Consider the following 18970-nt stretch of genomic DNA (forward strand, 5'->3'; position numbering starts at 1 on the left):
GGCCCCTCAGCGCTTGTTCAAGCCCCTGGCCAGGCGATCCCCGCCCACCTGAATCACCGCCACCAACGCCACCAGCATGACGATCACCGTGAGCATGATCTGGCTGTCGAAGCGCTGGTAGCCATAGCGATAGGCGATGTCGCCCAGGCCCCCGGCGCCGATGGCACCGGCCATGGCCGAGGAGTTGATGAGCGTCACCAGGGTGATGGTGAAGCCGCCGACGATGCCGGGCAGCGCTTCGGGCAGCAATACGTGCCAGACGATGTGCCAGCGCCGGCAGCCCATGGCCTGGGCCGCCTCGATCAGGCCATGGTCCACTTCACGCAGGCTCACTTCGGCGATGCGCGCGAAGAACGGCGTGGCCGCGATGGTCAGCGGCACCACGGCAGCCCACACGCCGTAGGTGGTGCCGACGATCAGGCGGGTGAAGGGGATCAGCGCCACCATCAGGATCAGGAACGGCACCGAGCGGAACAGGTTGACGAAGCCGCCCAGCACGCGGTTGAGCAGGGGCGCCTGGTAGATGCCGCCCTTGTCGCTGGTGACCAGCAGCACCGCCAGCGGGATGCCCACCAGCAACGCGATCAAGGAAGACACGCCGACCATCAGCAGGGTGTCGAGCAGGCCTTGCAGCAGGCGTTCAGTCCACATGGCCGAGCACCTCCACGTCGGTCGTCCAGCGCCGGGCGCGCTCGAGCAGTTGCGCTGCGCTGTGTGGCGAGCCGCGCACGGCCAGTATCAACTGGCCCAGGGTCTGGCTGCCGAGGATGTCGACGCCGCCCTGCAGCAGGGTCACGCGCCCGCCCAGGTCATGCCACAGCGCCGTCAAGTCCGGTTCGCCGAGTACGTGCAGGCGCAGCACCACGGCCGCTTCGGGGTGGCCGGGTCGGGCCTGCAGCGTGCGCTGCAAGCTGTCCGGCAGCTTGGCTTGCAGAGGCGCGAGCAGGCTGCGGGTGACGGCATGGCGCGGTGTGCCGAACACCTGCCAGACCTCGCCCTGCTCGACCGCCTCGCCGCGCTCGAGCACCACCACGCGGTGGCAGATCTCGCGGATCATCGCCATTTCGTGGGTGATCAGCACAATGGTCAGGCCCAGGCGCTGGTTGATGTCGCGCAGCAGGTCGAGGATCGCAGCGGTGGTCTCCGGGTCCAGTGCCGAGGTGGCCTCGTCGCACAGTAGAATCTGCGGGTCGTGCACCAGGGCGCGGGCGATGCCGACGCGCTGCTTCTGCCCGCCCGACAACTGCGCCGGATACACCCCATGTTTCTGCTCCAGCCCCACCAGCTCCAACAGCTCGCGGACCTTGCGCTGGCGCTCGGCCTTGGCCACGCCGGCCACCTTCAGCGGCAGCTCGACGTTCTGGAACACGGTCTTGGCCGACATCAGATTGAAGTGCTGGAAGATCATGCCGATGCGTCGGCGCAGCGCCACCAGTTGCGTTTCGTCGAACGGTGCAATGTCCACCTGGTCGATCAGCACGCGCCCATGGCTGGGTTGCTCCAGGCGGTTGATGGTGCGCAGCAACGACGACTTGCCGGCGCCGCTGCGGCCAATGATGCCGAAGATCTCGCCACGGCGGATGTTCAGGTCGATGCCGTGCAGTGCCGGCTGGCGCTGGCCGGGGTAGGTCTTGGCCAGGCCGATGAAGCGCACGTGGGCCTGGTTCACGTCCGGGCGCAGCGCGTGCTCGCGCGCCCGGGCAGGTTCGCTGGGGGCCAGGGGCGCCCGCAGGGCGTTGGCGCTGCTCATCTCAACCCTCCCAGCCGGCCTGGTACAGGCGGCCATGGGCCTTGTCCAGGGCGGCGCGCACGGCCGGCGAATGCTGGTAGATATCGACGAACTTGGCCAGGCGTGGATCGTCCTTGCTCTGCGGACGGATCACGAACTGGATCACGTATTCCTTGTTCTCCAGGCCGTCGAATAGCAGCGCCGAGGTGGCGTCGAAAGTGTTGGCCAGGCGGATGTAGGCCGGGTAGCCCTGCACCAGGTCGGCATCGTCGTAGGCGCGCACCAGTTGCACGGCCTCCACCTGAATGATCTTGAGCTTTTTCGGGTTGTCGACGATGTCGGCTTCGGTGGCCTTGTAGCCCACGCCCGGCTTGAGGCTGATCAATCCGGCCTTGGCCAGCAGTTGCAGGCCGCGTCCGCTGTTGATCGGGTCGTTGGCGATGGCCACGCTGGCGCCGTCGGGCAGGTCGGCGAAGCGCTTGTAGCGCTTTGAGTACAGCCCGACGTTGTTGATGATGCCCGGCGCGTAGGGCACCAGGTCGAAGCCGGCGGCGGCATTGGCGTTTTCCAGGAAGGGGATGTGCTGGAAATAGTTCACGTCGATGTCGCCGCTGTTGAGGCTGACGTTGGGCGCGATCCAGTCGCTGAATTCGATCAGCTTCACCTCGAGCCCTTGTTTGTGCGCTTCTTCGACCGCCGCTTCCAGGGGGATGGCGAACGCGGCGGTGGTGCCGATCTTCAGCGGCGGCTCGGCCAGGGCAGCGCTGGACAGGCCCAGGCTGAGCAGCAGGGCCACGGCGGGCCGGTAGAGTTTCTCAAGCATGGCGCAGGGCTCCGGTCGGGACAGGGTCGGGAAAGCGATGGCGGCTGCCGGGGTGATCGGCTGGCAGGTGTGCGCTGGAGCTGGCGAACAGCTTCTGGCGCAAGGTGCCGTCGGCATAGGCGGTCTTGTAGCGACCGCGACGTTGCAGCTCGGGAATCACCAGCTCGATGAAGTCCTCGTAGCTTTCCGGGGTGACGGTGCGGGTCAGGTTGAAGCCATCCAGGCCCGTCTCGTCGATCCAGCCGATCAACTGTTCCGCGACCTGCTCGGGCGAGCCCACCAGAGTCACGTAGCGCCCGCCCAGGGCGTGCTGCTGCAACAGACGGCGGCGGGTCCAGGTGCTGTCCTGAAGCATCTTGTTGGCCGACTGGATGGCGTTGCCCGGGCCGGCGTGGATCGGCTCGTCAAGGTCGAACGCGGCGAAGTCGATGCCCGTGGAGGCCGCGAAGTGCGCCACCCCGGCCTCGGCGCTGGCATGGCGCAGGTACTCGGCGTGCTTGGCGCGCGCTTCGGTCTCGGTGGCGGCAACGATCACGCTGATGCCCATGAACACCTTGATCGCCTGCGCATCGCGGCCCGCTGCCTGGGCTGCGGCGCGCACCTTGTCGACCTGGGCGCGGGTGCCGGCGTGGGTCTGGCCACCGATGAACACGCATTCGGCATGCTGCCCGGCGAAGCTCAGGCCCCGGCTGGAACTGCCGGCCTGGAACAGCACCGGCGTGCGCTGCGGTGAGGGCTCGCACAGGTGGTAGCCGTCGACCTTGTAGAACTCGCCGTGGTGCTCGACCTTGCGCACCCGTTCAGGCTGCGCGTAGACGCGCCGCTGACGGTCGGCGACCACCGCATCGTCGGCCCAGCTCCCTTCGAGCAACTGGTACAGCACCTCCAGATACTCGTCGGCCTGGTCGTAGCGCCGGTCGTGTTCGGGCTGTTGCGCCAGGCCCATGGCGCGGGCGGCACTGTCCAGGTAGCCGGTGACGATGTTCCAGCCCACGCGGCCCTTGCTCAGGTGGTCGAGGGTGGACAGGCGGCGGGCGAACAGGTACGGCGGCTCGTAGGTGAGGTTGGCGGTGAGGCCGAAGCCCAGGTGGCGGGTCACGGCGGCCATGGCCGAGACCAGTAGCAGCGGGTCGTTGACCGGTAGCTGGATCGACTCCTTGAGGGTGACGTCCAGCGAGTGGCCATAGACATCGTAGGTGCCGACGATATCGGCGATGAACAGGCCGTCGAACAGCCCGCGTTCGAGCAGGCGCGCCAGGTCGGTCCAGTACTCGATGTCCTTGTAGCGGGTCGAGGTGTCCCGTGGATGGGTCCACAGGCCGTGGTTGATGTGGCCGACGCAGTTCATGTTGAAGGCGTTGAGCAGGATCTGCCTGGGCATCAGATCGTCCCTCGCAACGGCGGGTTTTCGCGGTTCAGGTAGTAGTTGCCGATGGCGTGGTACTTCCAGCGCACCGGATCGTGCAGGGTGTGCACCCGCGCGTTGCGCCAGTGGCGGTCGAGGTTGTGCTCGGCCAGGGTGGCGCGGCTGCCGGCCAGCTCGAACAGGGTGCTGCCGGCCGCCAGGGAAATCTCGGTGCTGATCGCCCGCGCCTCGGCGACCGCAATGGAGGCGGCGGCCACCGAGTCGGCATTAGCGTCACGCTGGGCCCGGTCGAGGGTTTCGCCGGCCCGTTCCAGCAGGGCTTCGGCGGCATGCAGGCGAATGTTCAGGCGGCCGAAAGCATGCTGGGTGAGCGGGTCGGCCGAGGCCTGATCGACGCCGGAGTCGATCCATGGGCGGCTGTGCTGACGGACGAAGGCCAGGGCGTCTTCGACAGCGGCGCGGGCGATGCCGGTGTCGATGGCGGCGTGGAGGATCTGCGCCAGCGGCCCCACCGGGGTCGGCCGTTCGAAGGCGGACTGGAACGGCACGATGTCCTGGGCCTCGACGCGCACGTTCTCGAACAGTACCGAGCCGCTGCCGGTGGTGCGCTGGCCGAAGCCGCTCCAGTCGTCGATCACCTGCACGCCAGGGCTGTCGGCGGGGACGAACGCCAGTTGCTGCACGCCGTCGTCGTCGATCACCGAGGTGGGGATACGCTGGGCGTAGAGCGCCCCGGTGGCGTAGAACTTGCGCCCGTCGATGCGGTAGCCGTCGCCGTCGCGGGTCAGGCGCGTGGTGCGGTCGTGGGCGGTGCGCGTGCCGAGTTCGGCCAGGGCGTTGCCGAAGCGTCGCCCGCCGAGCACCTCGGCGTAGAGGCGCTGCTGCTGCGCAGCGCTGCCGTTCACCCGCAGCACTTCGAGGGCATAGAAGTGATTCTGCGGAATCTGCCCGAGCGAGCTGTCGGCCTGGGCGATGCGGGCGATGACCTTGGCCAGGGTGACGTTGGACACCTGCGCGCCGCCGTAGGCCTTGGGCACGCTGATAGCCCAAAGGCCGGAGCGGGTGAACAGTTCCAGCTCGGCGTGGGGCAGGCGCCGTTCGCGGTCGCGCAGGGCGCTACCGCCTTGCAGGTGGCGGGCGAGGTCTTCGGCGACGGCCAGGGCCTGGGCGTCGCTGGTGATCAGTGATGTCGTCATGGGGGCTCCGGGCGGAGGGCCGCCAAAGCAGCCCTCGGCGAGCAATCAGATCCAGGAATGCCGCGCAGGCAGCGTGCCGTTGAGGTAGTAGGCGCCGACCGCGTGATACTTCCAGCGCACCGGGTCGTGCAGGGTATGCACCCGCGCGTTGCGCCAGTGGCGGTCGAGGTTGAACTCGGCCAGGGTGGCGCGGCTGCCAGCCAGCTCCAGCAGCTTCTCGCTGGCCAGCAGCGCGATCTCGGTGGTCAACACCTTGGCTTCGGCCACAGCGATGGAGGCACGGGCCGCGGCGGCGGCATCCACCGGCCCGGCATCGACCTCGTCCAGCACCTGTGCGGCTTTGCGCAACAGCGCCTCGGCGGCGTGCAGGTCGAGCTTGAGACGGCCGATGTCGGCGATCACGTAGAGGTCATCGCTGGCGCGCTCGACCTTGGCGTCGATCCAGGGCCGCGACTTGTGGCGCACGAAGTCGATGGCGTCGTCGATGGCCGCTTCGGCAATACCGGCGTCGATGGCGGCCTGGATCAACTGCGAGGCAGCGCCCTGGATGTTCGGGCGCTCGCTCTGGCGCCAGTTGTCGATCACCAGGTCCGCTTCCACCGCGACATGCTCGAGCAGCACCGTGCCGCTGGCGGTGGTGCGCTGGCCGAAGCCGGACCAGTCGTCGACGATGCGCAGGCCGGGGCTGCCGCGGCGCACGAAGGCCAGGCGCTGGCGGCCTTCGTCGTCCAGCGCCTTGACCGACACCCAATGGGCGAACAAGGCGCCAGTGGAGTAGAACTTCTCGCCGCTGAGGCGATAGCCGCTACCGTCGCGGGTCAGGCGTGCCTTGAGGGTGAGGGTGTTCTGCGTGTTGCGCTCGGGACCGGCGTTGCCGATGCGCCAGCCGTCCAGCACCGAGCGGTAGAGGCGGGCCTGCTGGGCCGGAGTTGCGGTGTCGCGCAGCAACTGCAGCAGACCGAACTGGTTCTGCGGGATCTGTCCCAGGGCCGGGTCGGCAGCGCTGATCAGGCGGAACACTTCGGCGAGGGTGACAAAGGATACGCCGGGGCCACCGAACGCTTTGGGCACGCTGATGCTGCCCAGGCCCGAGCGGGTGAACTGTTCGATTTCGGCCCACGGCAACTGGCGCTGCCGATCGCGCTGCGCGGCCTGAGTCCTGGCGGTGTCGGCCAGTTCGCGGGCGGCCTGCAGCGCCTGGGCGTCGTCGCGCAGGATCGCCGCCGGCAGCAGCCGCGGCATGCTGTCGGTATCGTGGTTCGATTGACTGTTGGCTTGGCTGGACATCAGTGCCGCTCCCTGGCGGCACTCGACGCCCCGAGCGGGGAGAGAGTGTGGCTGACCATTCCTGAACCTCACGAAGTGAATGCATCGCGTGCAGCTGATTGCGACGGATGAGTGCGGGTCCGGTGGTCCGGTGGATATACCTTATGCGCTTATAAAACCTTTATGAACTAACGCTTTGGAATATGCATAGAAGAGGGGCTTGGCATTCGTCGCTGTGCGCGGGCGCCGCTCAATCACTTGTAGGAGCGGCCTTGTGTCGCGATTGGGACCTCGCAACGGTCCCAGGTTTTCAGCTTGCCGCAGGCATTGCTGGGACCGCTCTGCGGTCCAATCGCGACACAAGGCCGCTCCCACAAAAACCGCGCTGGCTTCTGGAAATCATGCGCTGCAGATGAGCAACAAACGCATGATTCACCTACCACTTACCAGCGGTCTTGCTCAACTTTCTTGGGGTCTGCACGCCCTCGTGGGAGCGGCCTTGCGTCGCGATTGGGCCGCACAGCGGCCCCAGATTTTCAGCTTGCCGCTGCCATTGCCGGGACCGCTTTGCGGTCCAATCGCGACACAAGGCCGCTCCTACAGGGCCGCTTAAGATTTCAGAACGCATCAAGACAGGGAGCTGCAAGGGGTGTTGCGCCGCCTTGGTTCAGTCTTGCGCAGCGGTGGTGCCGAGGAACTTGCGCAGGAACTGGCGGGTGCGCTCGTGCTGCGGGTTGGCGAACAGCGCTTTGGCCTCGCCCTGCTCGACGATCACTCCCTGGTCGAAGAACACCACGCGGTTGGCCACGTCGCGGGCGAAGCTCATTTCGTGGGTGACGATGATCAGGGTGCGCTTTTCCTCCGCCAGGCCGCGGATGGTGGCCAGCACCTCGCCCACCAGTTCCGGGTCGAGGGCCGAGGTGGGCTCGTCGAACAGGATCACCTGCGGCTCCATGGCCAGGGCGCGGGCAATGGCCACTCGCTGCTGCTGACCGCCGGACAGGCGCCGTGGGTAGGCGTCTTCCTTGCCGGCCAGGCCGACCTTGGCCAGCAGTTGACGACCCAAGGCCACGGCCTGCTCGCGCGGGGTCTTCTTGACGATCACCGGCCCTTCGATGACGTTCTCCAGGGCGGTGCGGTGGGGAAACAGATTGAAGCTCTGGAACACGAACCCGGCCTGCTGGCGCAGACGCCGAATGGCGCTTTGCTGAGCGCTGAGCGGGCGTGCGGCATCGATGTCGATGTCGCCGATGCGAATTCGCCCCGCATCGGGCGTCTCCAGCAGGTTCAGGCAGCGCAGGAAGGTGGTCTTGCCCGAGCCGCTGGGGCCGATGATGGCGATGACTTCACCGGCGGCGACGTTCAGGTCGATGCCCTTGAGCACGGTCTGGCCCTTGAACTGCTTGGTCAGGCCCTCTACGACGATCATCTTCAGTGCTCCTGGTCATGCTGGTTGACGCGCGCTTCCATGCGGTTCTGGAAGTAGGCCAGGACGCTGCAGAGGATCCAGTAGATCACCGCCACGGCCAAGTACAGGGTGAACACTTCGAAGGTGCGCGCGGTGATCAACTGCGCCTGGCGGAACAGCTCCGGCACCTGGATGGTCGCGGCCAGGGCGGTGTCCTTGACCAGCGAGATGAAACTGTTGCCCAGCGGCGGCAGGGCGGTGCGCATGGCCTGGGGCAGGATCGCCCGGCGCATGGCCTGGGTGCGGGTCATGCCGATGCTGGCCGCCGCCTCCCATTGGCCTCGGTCGATGGAGGAAATGGCGGCGCGCAAGATCTCGCAGATGTACGCCGCCATGTTCAGCGACAGGCCGATCAGCGAGGCGGGGATCGGATCGAGCTCGATGCCGATCTGCGGCATGCCGAAATAGATCACGAACAACTGCACCAGCAAGGGCGTGCCGCGGAAGAACGAGACGTAGAGCCGCGCCAGCCAGTCCAGCGGCAGCATCTTCGACAGGCGCATCAGCGCCAGGGCGAAGCCCAGCACCAGGCCGAAGAACATACCGCCGACGCTGAGCAGCACCGTGTAGCCCGCGCCCTTGAGCAGGAAGGGCGCGGAGTCGATCACCAGTTGCAGGGTCTCAGGCATCATCGAGTGACATCGGCACCGAAGTATTTCTCGGACAGCTTGGCCAGCGTGCCGTCAGCCTTGAGCGTTTCCAGGGCCTTGTCGATTGCCGCGAGCAGCTCCGGTTCGCCCTTGCGCAGCGCCACGCCGGACTCCAGGCGCGAGAAGGCAGCGCCAGCCAGTTGCGTGTCCTTGGCCTTCTGCGCGTACTCCAGCGCCGCCAGGCGGTCGATCAGGATGGCGTCGATGCGGCCGTTGCGCAGGTCGGCGAACTTGCTAGGATCGTCTTCGTAGGTGCGCACGTCGGCCTTGGGCACGTCCTGCTTGACCCACTGTTCATAGTTGGTGCCCAGACCCACGCCGACCTTCTTGCCCGCCAGGTCCTGGGCGGTCTGGATGTTCAACTGCTCGGCCTTCTTCTTCAGCACCAGCGCCTGGATGCCGGAAACGGTGTAGGGCTCGGAGAAGTCGTACTTCTTCTTGCGCTCTTCGGAGATGGTGACCTGGTTGATCACCACGTCCAGGCGCTTGGATTCCAGCGCGGCGAGGATGCCGTCCCACTTGGTCGGCTGAACCTTGGCCTTGACCCCCAATTGCTTGGCCAGGAGCTCGGCCAGTTCCACTTCGAAGCCCGCCAGCTTGCCGTTTTCGTCGACGAAGCTGAACGGTGGGTAGGTGCCTTCCAGGCCGACATTGATCACGCCTTTTTCCTGGATGGTCTTCAGTTCCTCGCCGGCGAAGGCGGCGTTGAACAGGCCGGCGCCCAGCAGGAGGGCCAGGCTGGCGTTCAGAAGGGGCTTGGTAAGTCGAGTCATGGCTGTTCCCGCACTGTTGTTAGAGTAGGTGGCGACTATAGGGGTGAGCCGTTAGCTCGGGAAATACTAAAAACGAAGCTGTTATTCCGTTGCGCTATTGAGCTGCGCACCGGCGCTGCGGCACTCGGCGCAGAATGGAATAAAGCGGTGTTTTTTCCAAGGGAAGAATTGCCGTAGAGTGATTCGCCTATCATCTGCGCCGATTCATCCGGCCGCCGCCAGCCAGGAGACCACCGTGAGCGAACATCCTTCCACCGGCCATTGGCAATTGCCGACCATCGTCAGCGAGCTGCGCCAGGCCCGTGACCAGTGGCGCAGCCGCAATGGCCGCTGCAGCAACAAGCAGGGCGGTCGCGAGCTGCCGTCGCGCGAGGCGGTGCGCGAGATCCTCGAACAGTTGTGCGGCGCGCTGTTTCCCATGCGCTTGGGCCCGGTGGACCTGCGCGAGGAAAGCGAAGACTTCTATGTCGGGCACACCCTGGATGCCGCGCTCACCTCGCTGCTGACCCAGGCGCGCCTGGAACTGCGCTATGCGGCGCGGCACGGCACTGTCGACGTCGAGGATGTCGACGCCCACGCCTTGAGCCTGATCCAGGGTTTCGCCGCTGCCCTGCCGCAGATGCGCGTGCTGCTCGACACCGACGTGCTGGCGGCGTATCACGGCGACCCGGCGGCGCGCAGCGTGGATGAGGTGCTGCTGTGCTATCCCGGCATCCTGGCGATCATCCATCACCGTCTGGCGCACCACCTGTACAAAGCCGGCCTGCCGCTGCTGGCGCGGATCAGCTCGGAGCTGGCGCACTCGGCCACGGGCATCGACATTCACCCCGGCGCGCAGATCGGCCCGAGTTTCTTCATCGACCATGGCACGGGCGTGGTGATCGGCGAGACGGCGATCATCGGCGAGCGGGTGCGTATCTATCAGGCGGTGACCCTGGGCGCCAAGCGTTTCCCCAGCGACGAGTCCGGCACCCTGCACAAGGGCCTGGCGCGGCACCCGATCGTCGAGGACGACGTGGTGATCTACGCCGGTGCGACCATCCTCGGGCGCATCACCATCGGCAAGGGCTCGACCATCGGCGGTAACGTCTGGCTGACCCGCAGCGTGCCGGCCGAGAGCAATATCACCCAGGCCAATTTGCAGTTGGATTGTCAGGACAAGCAGTGAGGGATCAGCGGTTCCTGTGGCGATGTGCCTGGAACTGCTGGCGAAAAAGCAAGGTCAATCACTCGCCCGGTCAGCGGCCAACGGTCGCATCGAAGCTCGAACCGTGTTTAACTTGAACGCTTGTTCAATTTAAAACGCTGGTCCGCTGCCGGTGTTCAACAGGAGGATTCCCTTTGCTGAACCCGTTCAACCCGAACCTTTTCACCGCTGTCGAGGTGCGCCGTCCATGAGTGCACCGACCACTTCCCTTGCCAACGGCAAGGTCCGCATGAACCCGCCGGTGTTCTATTTCGCGGCAAGCTTCATCCTTATCTTCGGTCTCGTCGTCATCGCCAATCCCCAGGCGGCGGGCGACTGGCTGCTGGCCGCGCAGAACTGGGCGGCCAACACGGTCGGCTGGTACTACATGCTGGCCATGACCTTGTACCTGGTGTTCGTGGTGGTCACGGCCGTGTCCGGCTACGGCAAGATCAAGCTCGGCGCCGACCATGACGAGCCCGAGTTCAGTTACCTGTCCTGGGCCGGCATGCTGTTCGCCGCCGGCATCAGCATCACCTTGTTCTTCTTCTGCGTGTCCGAACCGCTGACCCACATGCTGCAGCCGCCCCAGGGCGAAGCGGGCACGGTCGAGGCCGGGCGCCAGGCCATGCAGATCCTGTTCCTGCACTGGGGCCTGCACGGCTGGGGCGTGTTCGCCTTCGTCGGCATGGCCCTGGCGTACTTCGCCTACCGCCACAACCTGCCATTGGCGCTGCGCTCGGCGCTGTATCCGCTGATCGGCAAGCGCATCAACGGGCCGATCGGCTATGCGGTGGACGGCTTCGGCATCATCGCCACGGTGTTCGGCCTGGGCGCGGACATGGGCTTCGGCGTGCTGCACCTCAATTCCGGCCTGGATTACCTGTTCGGCATCGACCACAGCCAATGGGTGCAGGTGCTGCTGATCGTGCTGATGATGGGCGCGGCGGTGGCCGTGGCGGTCGCCGGGGTGGAGAAGGGCGTGCGGGTGATGAGCGACATCAACCTGTTCCTGGCCTGCGCGCTGCTGCTGTTCGTGCTGTTCGCCGGTCCCACCCAGCACCTGTTCAATACCTTGATCCAGAACCTGGGCGACTACCTGGGCGCCTTGCCGCGCAAGAGTTTCGACGTGTATGCCTACGGCGAGAACCGTGACTGGCTGGGCGGCTGGACGGTGTTCTACTGGGCCTGGTGGATTGCCTGGTCGCCGTTCGTGGGGCTGTTCATCGCGCGCATCTCGCGCGGGCGCACCATCCGTGAATTCGTCTTCGGCGTGCTGCTGATTCCGCTGGGCTTCACCCTGGCCTGGATGTCGATCTTCGGCAACAGCGCCCTGGACCAGGTCATCAATCACGGCATGACCGCGCTGGGCCAGTCAGCCTTGGACAACCCGTCCATGAGCCTGTACCTGCTGCTGGAAACCTACCCCTGGAGCAAGACGGTGATCGCCGTCACCGTGTTCATCAGCTTCGTGTTCTTCGTCACCTCCGCCGACTCCGGCACCGTGGTGCTGTCGACCCTGTCGGCCAAGGGCGGGGATGCCGACGAAGACGGCCCGAACTGGCTGCGGATCTTCTGGGGCGCGATGACCGCGCTGGTCACCAGTGCGCTGCTGTTCGCCGGCAGCATCGATTCGCTGAAGTCGGCGGTGGTGCTCACCTCGTTGCCGTTCTCGTTGATTCTGCTGTGCATGATGTGGGGGCTGCACAAGGCGTTCTACCTGGAGAGCCAGCGGCGCATCGCGCAGATGCACTCCCTGGCGCCGTTCGCCCAGACCCGCCGGGGCCGGGGTGGCTGGCGGCATCGCCTGAGCCAGGCGGTGCACTTCCCATCGCGCGACGAGGTATACCGCTTCATGGACGACGTGGTGCGTCCGGCGATCGCCGATGTGACCGAGGTGTTCGAGCAGAAGGGGCTGACCCTGATCACCCAGGACGACCCGAGCCATGACAACGTCAGCCTCAAGGTCGGCCACGGCGAGGAACAGCCGTTCATCTACCAAGTGCAGATGCGCGGCTACTTCACCCCGTCCTTCGCCCTGGGCGGGCTGGGCGCCCAGGAATTGAAGAACCGCCGTTACTACCGCGCCGAGGTGCACTTGGCCGAGGGCAGTCAGAACTACGATCTGGTCGGCTACAGCAAGGAGCAGATCATCAACGACATCCTCGACCAGTACGAGCGGCACATGCAGTTCCTGCATCTGGTCAGGTAGCACGCGGCGTTGTCGTGGTGAAGGCCTGCGCGGGTCGAGGGTGACCCGCGCAGGTGTTCAGAACGGCGCATCCCCGAGAATCGTCGCGCGGTGCATCACCCGCCGTTGCGGGCGGTAATCGTCCACCGCGTAGTGCTGGGTCACGCGGTTGTCCCAGAACGCCACATCCCCCTCCTGCCAGCGCCAGCGGATACTGAACTCCGGCCGCGTGGCGTGGGCGAACAGCAGCCTGAGCAGCGCCTCGCTCTCGTGTTCGGCCAGTTCGTTGATGCGCGTGGTGAAGCCTTCGTTGACGAACAGCGCCTTGCGTCCGCTGACCGGGTGGGTGCGCACCACCGGGTGCGACAGCGGCGGGTGGTTGCGCCGGGTGGCTTCCCAGCGTGCCAGGTCCTCGGCTGTGCTGCCGAAGCGCTCCAGCGGAAACGAGCGGGTGAAGTCATGGGTGGCGCTGAGGCCGTCGAGCAGTCGCTGCAACGGTGCCGACAGTGCCTCGAACGCGGCGATGCCGCTGGCCCACAGGGTATCGCCGCCATAGGCGGGCACTTGCTTGGCGCTGAGCACCGCGCCCAGCGCCGGGGTCGGCAGAAAGGTCACGTCGGTGTGCCAGACGGCGTTGTCGCGCACGTCGGTGACCGCCGTGTCAAGGATCAGCACCTGGGGCGTTTCTGGCACGTTGGGGTAGATCGGGTGGATGTGCAGGTCGCCGAAGTGCGCGGCAAAACGCGCCTGCTGCGCCGGGGTGATGAATTGCTTGCGAAAGAACAGCACCTGGTGCTCGAGCAAGGCCTGTTCGAGGGTATCGCGCTGCGCGGGAGAGAGTTCGCGCGACAGGTCGATGCCGTCGATCTGGGCGCCCAGCGCCGGGCTGAGGGGAGTGAGGGTCAGGCTCATGTCGGGGCTCGCTATGCAGGGGGCGAAGGTCAGTGGCTCTGTCCGTGCCAAGGCACCAGGCGGCGTTGCAGGGCGCGCAGGCCCATTTCCAGGGCGAAGGCGATCAGCGCGATGAGCACGATGCCGAGCACCACCACATCGGTGACCAGGAACTGCGCGGCCGACTGCACCATGAAGCCCAGGCCGCGGGTGGCGGCGATCAGTTCGGCGGCGACCAGGGTCGACCAACCGACGCCCAGGCCGATGCGCACGCCCGTGAGAATGTCGGGCAGGGCGCTGGGCAGGATCACATGGCGAATCAGTTGCGCCCGGCTCGCCCCCAGCGACTGCGCGGCGCGTAGCCGCGCTGGATCGACGGTGCGCACACCGGTGGCCGTGGCGATGGCGATCGGGGCGAAGATCGCCAGGTAGATAAGCAACACCTTCGACAGCTCGCCAATGCCGCACCAGATCACGATCAGCGGCAGATAGGCCAGTGGCGGGATGGGCCGGTAGAACTCGATCAGCGGGTCGAGCACGCCGCGCGCCACGCGGTTGCAACCGATGGCGACGCCGACCGGAATGGCCGTCAGCGTGGCCGCCAGCAGGGCGGCGCCGATGCGCCCGAGGCTGGCGCTCAGGTGCTGCCACAGGCTCATGTCCATGTAGCCCTGAGTCAGCAGCACCCAGCCCTTGGCCAGAATATCGCCGGGTGACGGCAGGAACAGCGGCTCGACCCAGCCGGCGGCCGTCACCAGCCACCAGGCCAGTAGCAGACTGGCCAGGGTCAGGGCGCTGATCCAGCGGGTCGACAGCGCACGTCGTGGGTTGACGGTCGGCGACGCCGAGGCGTGCGTTTTGCCGGTGACTGGCAGCTCCAGCGTACTCATGCGGACTCCTCGCGGTGCACACCGCGTTGGGCGAACACGCGCGACAGCACGTGCTCGCGGGTTTCGATGAAGCGCGGGTCGGACTTGATCGCCCGTGCCGATTCGCCAGCGGCGTAGCGCTGGCCGAAGTCCAGTTGCAGGCGCTCGACCACCCGTCCCGGATTGGGCGCCAGCAGAATCAGGTCGCTGGCCAGGAACACCGCTTCTTCGATGTCATGGGTGATCAGCAGCACCGGCTTGGCCGTGCGCTGCCACACCTGCAACAACAAGGTCTGCATCTGCTCGCGGGTGAAGGCATCGAGGGCGCCGAACGGCTCGTCCATCAGCAACAGCCGTGGGTCGGCGGCCAGGGCGCGGGCCAGGCCGACGCGCTGTTTCTGGCCGCCCGAGAGTTGCCAGGTGCGCCGCTCGGCGAACCCGGCCAGGTCGACCAGGGCCAGCATCTCGCGGGCCTTGGCTTCACGTTGTGCGCGGGGAATGCCGGCCAGTTCCAGGCCAAAGGCGACGTTGCCGAGCACGGTCTGCCAGGGCAGCAGCGCGTCGTCCTGAAACACCACGCCACGGTCGGCGCCGGGGCCGCGCACGGGTTGGCCATCGAGGGTGATGCGCCCGCCGCTGGGCGCGACGAAACCGGCGATCAGGTTCAGCAGCGAGGTCTTGCCGCTGCCCGAGGGACCGAGCGCGACCAGCAGTTGGCCGGGGGCCAGGGTCAGGTTGATGTCATCCAGCACCGGGGTGCTGGCGCCGGGGTACTGTGCGCTGATGCGCTCCAGTTCGAGCAAGGCCATGGCGGGCTCCGATTGGCGCCGCGTGGCGCCTTCAACTGATCAGTCGGGCAGGTACTGGGCGGTGACGTAGGGCGCGTAGTCCGGCAGCACTGCCTCGACCTTGCCCTGTTCCTTGAGGAAGGCCGCGGTGTGGCTGAGCGCCTCGGTGCTGGGCGTGCCCAGCAAGGCCTTCTGCTCGGCGGCCAGCGGGTAGACGTTGCCTTGCAGCAGGCCGGGGATGTCGGTGTCCTTGGCCCCGGACAACTTGGCCAGCGCGCTCACGTTGTGCGCATCGGCCAGCCAGGCTTGCGGATCCTTGCGATAGACGGCGTAGGCGTCGAGGGTGACCTGGGCGAAGGATTTGACGATGTGCGGGTGCTGCTCGGCGAAGTCCTTGCGCACGATCCAGGCGTCGAAGGTGGGCGCGCCTTTTTGCGCCAGCTCGCCGGAGGTGATCAGCACCTTGCCGGTTTCCTTGGCCACGCCCAGGGCCGGATCCCAGACATAGGTGGCGTCGATGTCGCCGCGCTTCCAGGCGGCGATGATCGCCGGCGGTGCGAGGTTGAGGATCTGCACCTTGGCGGGGTCGATGTTCCAGGTTTTCAGCGCCGCCAGTAGGCTGTAGTGCCCGGTGGAGACGAAGGGCACGGCGACCTTCTTGCCGATCAGATCCTGCGGGGTATCGATGCCCTGGCGCGCGACCAGCGCCTCACCGGCGCCGATCTGGGTGGCGATCAGGAAGGTCTGCACCGGCACCTTGCGGGTGGTGGCGGCGGCCAGCGGGCTGGAACCCAGGTAGCCGATCTGCACGTCGCCGGAGGCCACGGCGGCGATGATGTCGGCGCCGTTGTCGAACTTGCGCCAATCAATGCTGGCGTGGCTGGCCTGTTCGTAGCGACCGGCGGCCTGGGCGACCTTGGCCGGGTCGACGGTGGTCTGGTAGGCCACGGTCACGTCGGCAGCCTGGGCGAGACCGCTCAGGCTGCCGAGCAGCAAGGTGGCGAACAGGCGCGGCAGGACAGGGGATGGCATGGGCGAACCTCGCGTCAAGCTGGAAAGAATGACGGCGAGCCTAAATGATCTAAGAATTCAAAAATAAATAACTTTTAAGAATTAGCTTAGGCGGCAATTTTTTGTACTTGCAGCGGTCATCGAGCCCTTGTGAAATTTTCGTGAAAGGCTAAGCTCTGACGACTTTTGTTCGAATGTGACAGGCAAAGGTTTGCACATAACCTTCAGCGATCAGTCGTCGCGCCGATACAACAAAAGCAGCTGAAGGTTCCATCGTTATTCCGTAATAATCTGACCGTTTCACAAAACGGTCATTTTGGATTTATAGGATTGTCATTATCCTGTAGCGCAGGAAGCCTTAGACCAAAGTCGTGTACTACCCGGTAACGATTGACTTACCGGTCACACCTTGGTGCTAAATCGCTTACCCGGGGTGAGTGGGGCATGAAGATCCCACCGCCTGGAGAGTACAAAAATTAGAACGTAGAGGAGCAAAGCATGTACAAGTCCAGCCTGGCCCTGGCCGTGGCAGTGGGGGTTCTCGCCCAACAAGCAGGCGCCGCCGGCTTCATCGAGGACAGCAAACTGTCCGTCAGCTCGCGCACCATGTACTTCAACAACGACAACCGCGATGGCGGTGCCGACAACCGTGAGTCGGGTCAGGGCTTCAAGCTCGACTACATCTCCGGTTTCACCCAGGGCACCGTTGGCTTCGGCGTCGACGCCCAGGCACTGTGGGGTATCCACCTCGACGGCGGCCGTGGCAAGCACCCGGACAACAGCAGCTTCTTCCCGAGCGACAGCGACGGTTCCTCTGCCAGCCAGTGGGCACGCCTGGGCGCCAACGCCAAGGCCCGCTTCTCCAAGACCGAAGTGCACTTCGGTAGCGCCCTGGCCCCGAACCTGCCGATCCTGGTCTCCAACGACGGCCGTCTGCTGCCACAGACCTTCGAAGGCGGCACCATCCAGTCGAAAGAAATCGACAACCTGACCATCAACGCCGGTCAGCTGACCCACGCCATGGGTCGCGCGTCGAGCAACCGTACCGGCCTGTCGGTCAACGGTGCCACTGCCGACAGCAACAAGTTCCGCTTCGGTGGTCTGGACTACAAGCTCACGCCTGACCTGACACTGCAGTACTACTACTCGAACCTGGAAGACTTCTACAAACAGCACTTCCTGGGCGCCACCCACGTCTTCAAGATCGCCGACGACCAGTCGTTCAAGACCGACCTGCGCTACTTCGACAGCAGCAGCGACGGCCGCAACGGCAAGGGCGGTGGCTACAACTTCAACAACAACGGTGGCTATGCCAAGACCCCGGGCGAGGTCGACAACAAGACCTGGTCGGCGATCTTCACCTATACCCTGGGTGGTCACGCCTTCCTGCTGGGTCATCAGCGCGTCAACGACGATGGTGGCTTCGTCTGGCTGAACCAAGGCAGCGTTCGCGACGGCAACGGTCGTCCGGAAGGCGCCGGCGGTGCCAGCTTCTACCTGTTCACCGACAGCATGATCAACCAGTTCGCCAAGGCCGGTGAGAACACCACCTTCGGTCAGTACTCCTACGACTTCGCACGTCTGGGCGTACCGGGCCTGAAGGCTTCGGTTTCCTACCTCAAAGGCGAAGACGGCAAGAACGCCAACGGCAACGGCACCTTCAGCGAGTGGGAGCGCGACGCGCGCATCGACTACGTGATCCAGCAAGGTACCTTCAAAGGCCTGGGCGCTACCCTGCGTCACGGTGTCTACCGTGGTACTGGCACCAGCTCGCTGGCCGATCAGGACCAGACCCGCTTCATCGTCAACTACACTTACAACTTCATGTAAGTCGTAGCGACACCCAAGAAGCCTCGCACCTTGCGAGGCTTTTTTATGCCTGCGATTCGATGTGCAAAATAGTTATAAATAAATCGTGATCTATTCTTTTTGTTTTTGTTCGGAAGCAGGCACAGTCGATCCTACAAGGCCAGACATGCACAGGAGCCGCTTCCATGAGCCTCAAACTTGGCGACATCGCCCCCGACTTCGAACAGGATTCCAGCGTCGGCACCCTGCGCTTTCACGAGTGGCTGGGCGACAGTTGGGGCGTGCTGTTTTCGCACCCGGCCGACTTCACCCCAGTCTGCACCACCGAGCTGGGGCTGACCGCCAAGCTCAAGGATGAGTTCGCCAAGCGCGGCGTCAAGGCCATCGCCTTGTCGGTGGACCCGGTCGATTCGCACCACAGGTGGATCGAGGACATCAACGAAACGCAGAACACGGTGGTGAATTTCCCGATCATCGCCGACGCCGACCGCAAGGTGTCGGACCTCTACGACCTGATTCACCCCAATGCCAGCGATACCCTCACCGTCCGCTCTCTGTTCGTGATCGACCCGAACAAGAAGGTGCGCCTGACCATCACCTATCCGGCCAGTACCGGGCGCAATTTCAATGAGATCCTGCGGGTGATCGACTCCTTGCAACTGACCGACAGCCACAAAGTGGCCACGCCGGGCAACTGGCAGGATGGCGACGACGTGGTGATCGTGCCCTCACTCAAGGACGAGGAGGAAATCCGCCAGCGCTTCCCTAAAGGGTATCGGGCGGTGAAGCCATACTTGCGCCTGACGCCGCAACCCAATCGCTGAATTCTCGTTGCACTGCTCCTAGCCATGCAGGGTACTCGGGCCGTTTCGACGGCCCTTTTTTATGGGTGAGTTTCAGTGAAAGTGGTCGCGCACCGCTGTTGTCGTATATCAGCTAAAAGAATAAACAAAT

At 65.3% G+C, this 18970-nt stretch carries 17 protein-coding genes; 4 read left to right on the top strand and 13 right to left on the bottom strand.

The annotated features are described in order from the left end of the window. Nucleotides 1–6 precede the first annotated feature (6 nt). From GKC70_RS01360 to tcyJ, 9 genes are all read right to left on the bottom strand, one after another. Nucleotides 7–651, bottom strand: coding sequence for a methionine ABC transporter permease (locus tag GKC70_RS01360; protein WP_295481242.1), 645 nt, complete (start codon nucleotides 649–651; stop codon nucleotides 7–9). Further along, the gene (locus tag GKC70_RS01365) at nucleotides 641–1750 is read right to left on the bottom strand and encodes an ATP-binding cassette domain-containing protein (protein ID WP_342650225.1); all 1110 of its coding nucleotides are present in this window, start codon (nucleotides 1748–1750) and stop codon (nucleotides 641–643) included. Before GKC70_RS01365 ends, GKC70_RS01360 begins: the two co-directional genes overlap by 11 nt. Before the next feature lies 1 nt (nucleotide 1751). Beyond that, nucleotides 1752–2552 carry a MetQ/NlpA family ABC transporter substrate-binding protein gene (locus GKC70_RS01370; protein ID WP_342650226.1) on the bottom strand — a complete coding sequence of 267 codons (801 nt, stop codon included), beginning with the start codon at nucleotides 2550–2552 and terminating at the stop codon, nucleotides 1752–1754. Next, nucleotides 2545–3933, bottom strand: coding sequence for an LLM class flavin-dependent oxidoreductase (locus GKC70_RS01375; protein ID WP_342650227.1), 1389 nt, complete (start codon nucleotides 3931–3933; stop codon nucleotides 2545–2547). The genes GKC70_RS01370 and GKC70_RS01375 overlap by 8 nt, the downstream gene beginning before the upstream one ends. Further along, the gene (locus GKC70_RS01380; protein WP_342650228.1) at nucleotides 3933–5114 is read right to left on the bottom strand and encodes an SfnB family sulfur acquisition oxidoreductase; all 1182 of its coding nucleotides are present in this window, start codon (nucleotides 5112–5114) and stop codon (nucleotides 3933–3935) included. Before GKC70_RS01380 ends, GKC70_RS01375 begins: the two co-directional genes overlap by 1 nt. Before the next feature lie 45 nt (nucleotides 5115–5159). Next, nucleotides 5160–6401, bottom strand: coding sequence for an SfnB family sulfur acquisition oxidoreductase (locus tag GKC70_RS01385; RefSeq protein WP_342650229.1), 1242 nt, complete (start codon nucleotides 6399–6401; stop codon nucleotides 5160–5162). A 646-nt stretch (nucleotides 6402–7047) separates the two neighbouring features. Then, a complete protein-coding gene (tcyN, locus tag GKC70_RS01390; RefSeq protein WP_342650230.1) occupies nucleotides 7048–7809 on the bottom strand; it encodes an L-cystine ABC transporter ATP-binding protein TcyN in 762 nt (253 codons plus the stop codon). 2 nt (nucleotides 7810–7811) lie between these two features. After that, complete coding sequence (gene tcyL, locus GKC70_RS01395) at nucleotides 7812–8477, bottom strand: cystine ABC transporter permease (RefSeq protein WP_342651577.1); 666 nt, start codon at nucleotides 8475–8477, stop codon at nucleotides 7812–7814. After that, nucleotides 8477–9271, bottom strand: coding sequence for a cystine ABC transporter substrate-binding protein (gene tcyJ, locus GKC70_RS01400; protein ID WP_029612873.1), 795 nt, complete (start codon nucleotides 9269–9271; stop codon nucleotides 8477–8479). The genes tcyL and tcyJ overlap by 1 nt, the downstream gene beginning before the upstream one ends. Before the next feature lie 235 nt (nucleotides 9272–9506). Here tcyJ and epsC point away from each other — a divergent pair, with 235 nt between their 5' ends. Both epsC and betT read left to right on the top strand, forming a co-directional pair. Beyond that, nucleotides 9507–10439, top strand: coding sequence for a serine O-acetyltransferase EpsC (gene epsC, locus GKC70_RS01405; RefSeq protein ID WP_039581456.1), 933 nt, complete (start codon nucleotides 9507–9509; stop codon nucleotides 10437–10439). Between the two features lie 268 nt (nucleotides 10440–10707). Then, the gene (gene betT, locus GKC70_RS01410) at nucleotides 10708–12669 is read left to right on the top strand and encodes a choline transporter BetT (RefSeq protein ID WP_209435543.1); all 1962 of its coding nucleotides are present in this window, start codon (nucleotides 10708–10710) and stop codon (nucleotides 12667–12669) included. A 57-nt stretch (nucleotides 12670–12726) separates the two neighbouring features. On the opposite strand, the gene tauD is transcribed toward betT, so the two are convergent. Genes tauD through tauA form a run of 4 tightly spaced genes read right to left on the bottom strand, consistent with a single transcriptional unit; the run spans nucleotide 12727 to nucleotide 16228 of the window. Further along, a complete protein-coding gene (gene tauD / locus GKC70_RS01415) occupies nucleotides 12727–13560 on the bottom strand; it encodes a taurine dioxygenase (RefSeq protein WP_342650231.1) in 834 nt (277 codons plus the stop codon). A 29-nt stretch (nucleotides 13561–13589) separates the two neighbouring features. After that, nucleotides 13590–14429, bottom strand: coding sequence for a taurine ABC transporter permease TauC (tauC, locus tag GKC70_RS01420; RefSeq protein WP_342650232.1), 840 nt, complete (start codon nucleotides 14427–14429; stop codon nucleotides 13590–13592). Continuing rightward, nucleotides 14426–15217, bottom strand: coding sequence for a taurine ABC transporter ATP-binding subunit (tauB, locus tag GKC70_RS01425; protein ID WP_029612871.1), 792 nt, complete (start codon nucleotides 15215–15217; stop codon nucleotides 14426–14428). The genes tauC and tauB overlap by 4 nt, the downstream gene beginning before the upstream one ends. A gap of 39 nt (nucleotides 15218–15256) precedes the next feature. Beyond that, nucleotides 15257–16228, bottom strand: a complete 972-nt coding sequence (gene tauA, locus GKC70_RS01430; RefSeq protein ID WP_342650233.1) for a taurine ABC transporter substrate-binding protein — start codon at nucleotides 16226–16228, stop codon at nucleotides 15257–15259. Between the two features lie 477 nt (nucleotides 16229–16705). On the opposite strand from tauA, the gene GKC70_RS01435 reads away from it, so the two are divergent. Both GKC70_RS01435 and GKC70_RS01440 read left to right on the top strand, forming a co-directional pair. After that, complete coding sequence (locus tag GKC70_RS01435) at nucleotides 16706–18037, top strand: OprD family porin (protein ID WP_342650234.1); 1332 nt, start codon at nucleotides 16706–16708, stop codon at nucleotides 18035–18037. A 164-nt stretch (nucleotides 18038–18201) separates the two neighbouring features. Then, the gene (locus GKC70_RS01440; protein WP_029612867.1) at nucleotides 18202–18840 is read left to right on the top strand and encodes a peroxiredoxin; all 639 of its coding nucleotides are present in this window, start codon (nucleotides 18202–18204) and stop codon (nucleotides 18838–18840) included. Nucleotides 18841–18970 lie beyond the last annotated feature (130 nt).

The organism is Pseudomonas sp. REB1044, from assembly GCF_038813925.1.
GTDB classification, from domain to species: Bacteria; Pseudomonadota; Gammaproteobacteria; order Pseudomonadales; family Pseudomonadaceae; genus Aquipseudomonas; species Aquipseudomonas boreofloridensis.

Coding starts and splice junctions, on each gene's coding strand:
- tauC (WP_342650232.1), bottom strand. CDS start 14,429: ATGAGTACGCTGGAGCTGCCAGTCACCGGCAAAACGCACGCCTCGGCG.
- betT (WP_209435543.1), top strand. CDS start 10,708: ATGAACCCGCCGGTGTTCTATTTCGCGGCAAGCTTCATCCTTATCTTC.
- tcyL (WP_342651577.1), bottom strand. CDS start 8,477: ATGCCTGAGACCCTGCAACTGGTGATCGACTCCGCGCCCTTCCTGCTC.
- GKC70_RS01360 (WP_295481242.1), bottom strand. CDS start 651: ATGTGGACTGAACGCCTGCTGCAAGGCCTGCTCGACACCCTGCTGATG.
- tauA (WP_342650233.1), bottom strand. CDS start 16,228: ATGCCATCCCCTGTCCTGCCGCGCCTGTTCGCCACCTTGCTGCTCGGC.
- GKC70_RS01385 (WP_342650229.1), bottom strand. CDS start 6,401: ATGTCCAGCCAAGCCAACAGTCAATCGAACCACGATACCGACAGCATG.
- GKC70_RS01365 (WP_342650225.1), bottom strand. CDS start 1,750: ATGAGCAGCGCCAACGCCCTGCGGGCGCCCCTGGCCCCCAGCGAACCT.
- tcyJ (WP_029612873.1), bottom strand. CDS start 9,271: ATGACTCGACTTACCAAGCCCCTTCTGAACGCCAGCCTGGCCCTCCTG.
- tauB (WP_029612871.1), bottom strand. CDS start 15,217: ATGGCCTTGCTCGAACTGGAGCGCATCAGCGCACAGTACCCCGGCGCC.
- GKC70_RS01435 (WP_342650234.1), top strand. CDS start 16,706: ATGTACAAGTCCAGCCTGGCCCTGGCCGTGGCAGTGGGGGTTCTCGCC.
- GKC70_RS01370 (WP_342650226.1), bottom strand. CDS start 2,552: ATGCTTGAGAAACTCTACCGGCCCGCCGTGGCCCTGCTGCTCAGCCTG.
- GKC70_RS01440 (WP_029612867.1), top strand. CDS start 18,202: ATGAGCCTCAAACTTGGCGACATCGCCCCCGACTTCGAACAGGATTCC.
- GKC70_RS01375 (WP_342650227.1), bottom strand. CDS start 3,933: ATGCCCAGGCAGATCCTGCTCAACGCCTTCAACATGAACTGCGTCGGC.
- tauD (WP_342650231.1), bottom strand. CDS start 13,560: ATGAGCCTGACCCTCACTCCCCTCAGCCCGGCGCTGGGCGCCCAGATC.
- GKC70_RS01380 (WP_342650228.1), bottom strand. CDS start 5,114: ATGACGACATCACTGATCACCAGCGACGCCCAGGCCCTGGCCGTCGCC.
- tcyN (WP_342650230.1), bottom strand. CDS start 7,809: ATGATCGTCGTAGAGGGCCTGACCAAGCAGTTCAAGGGCCAGACCGTG.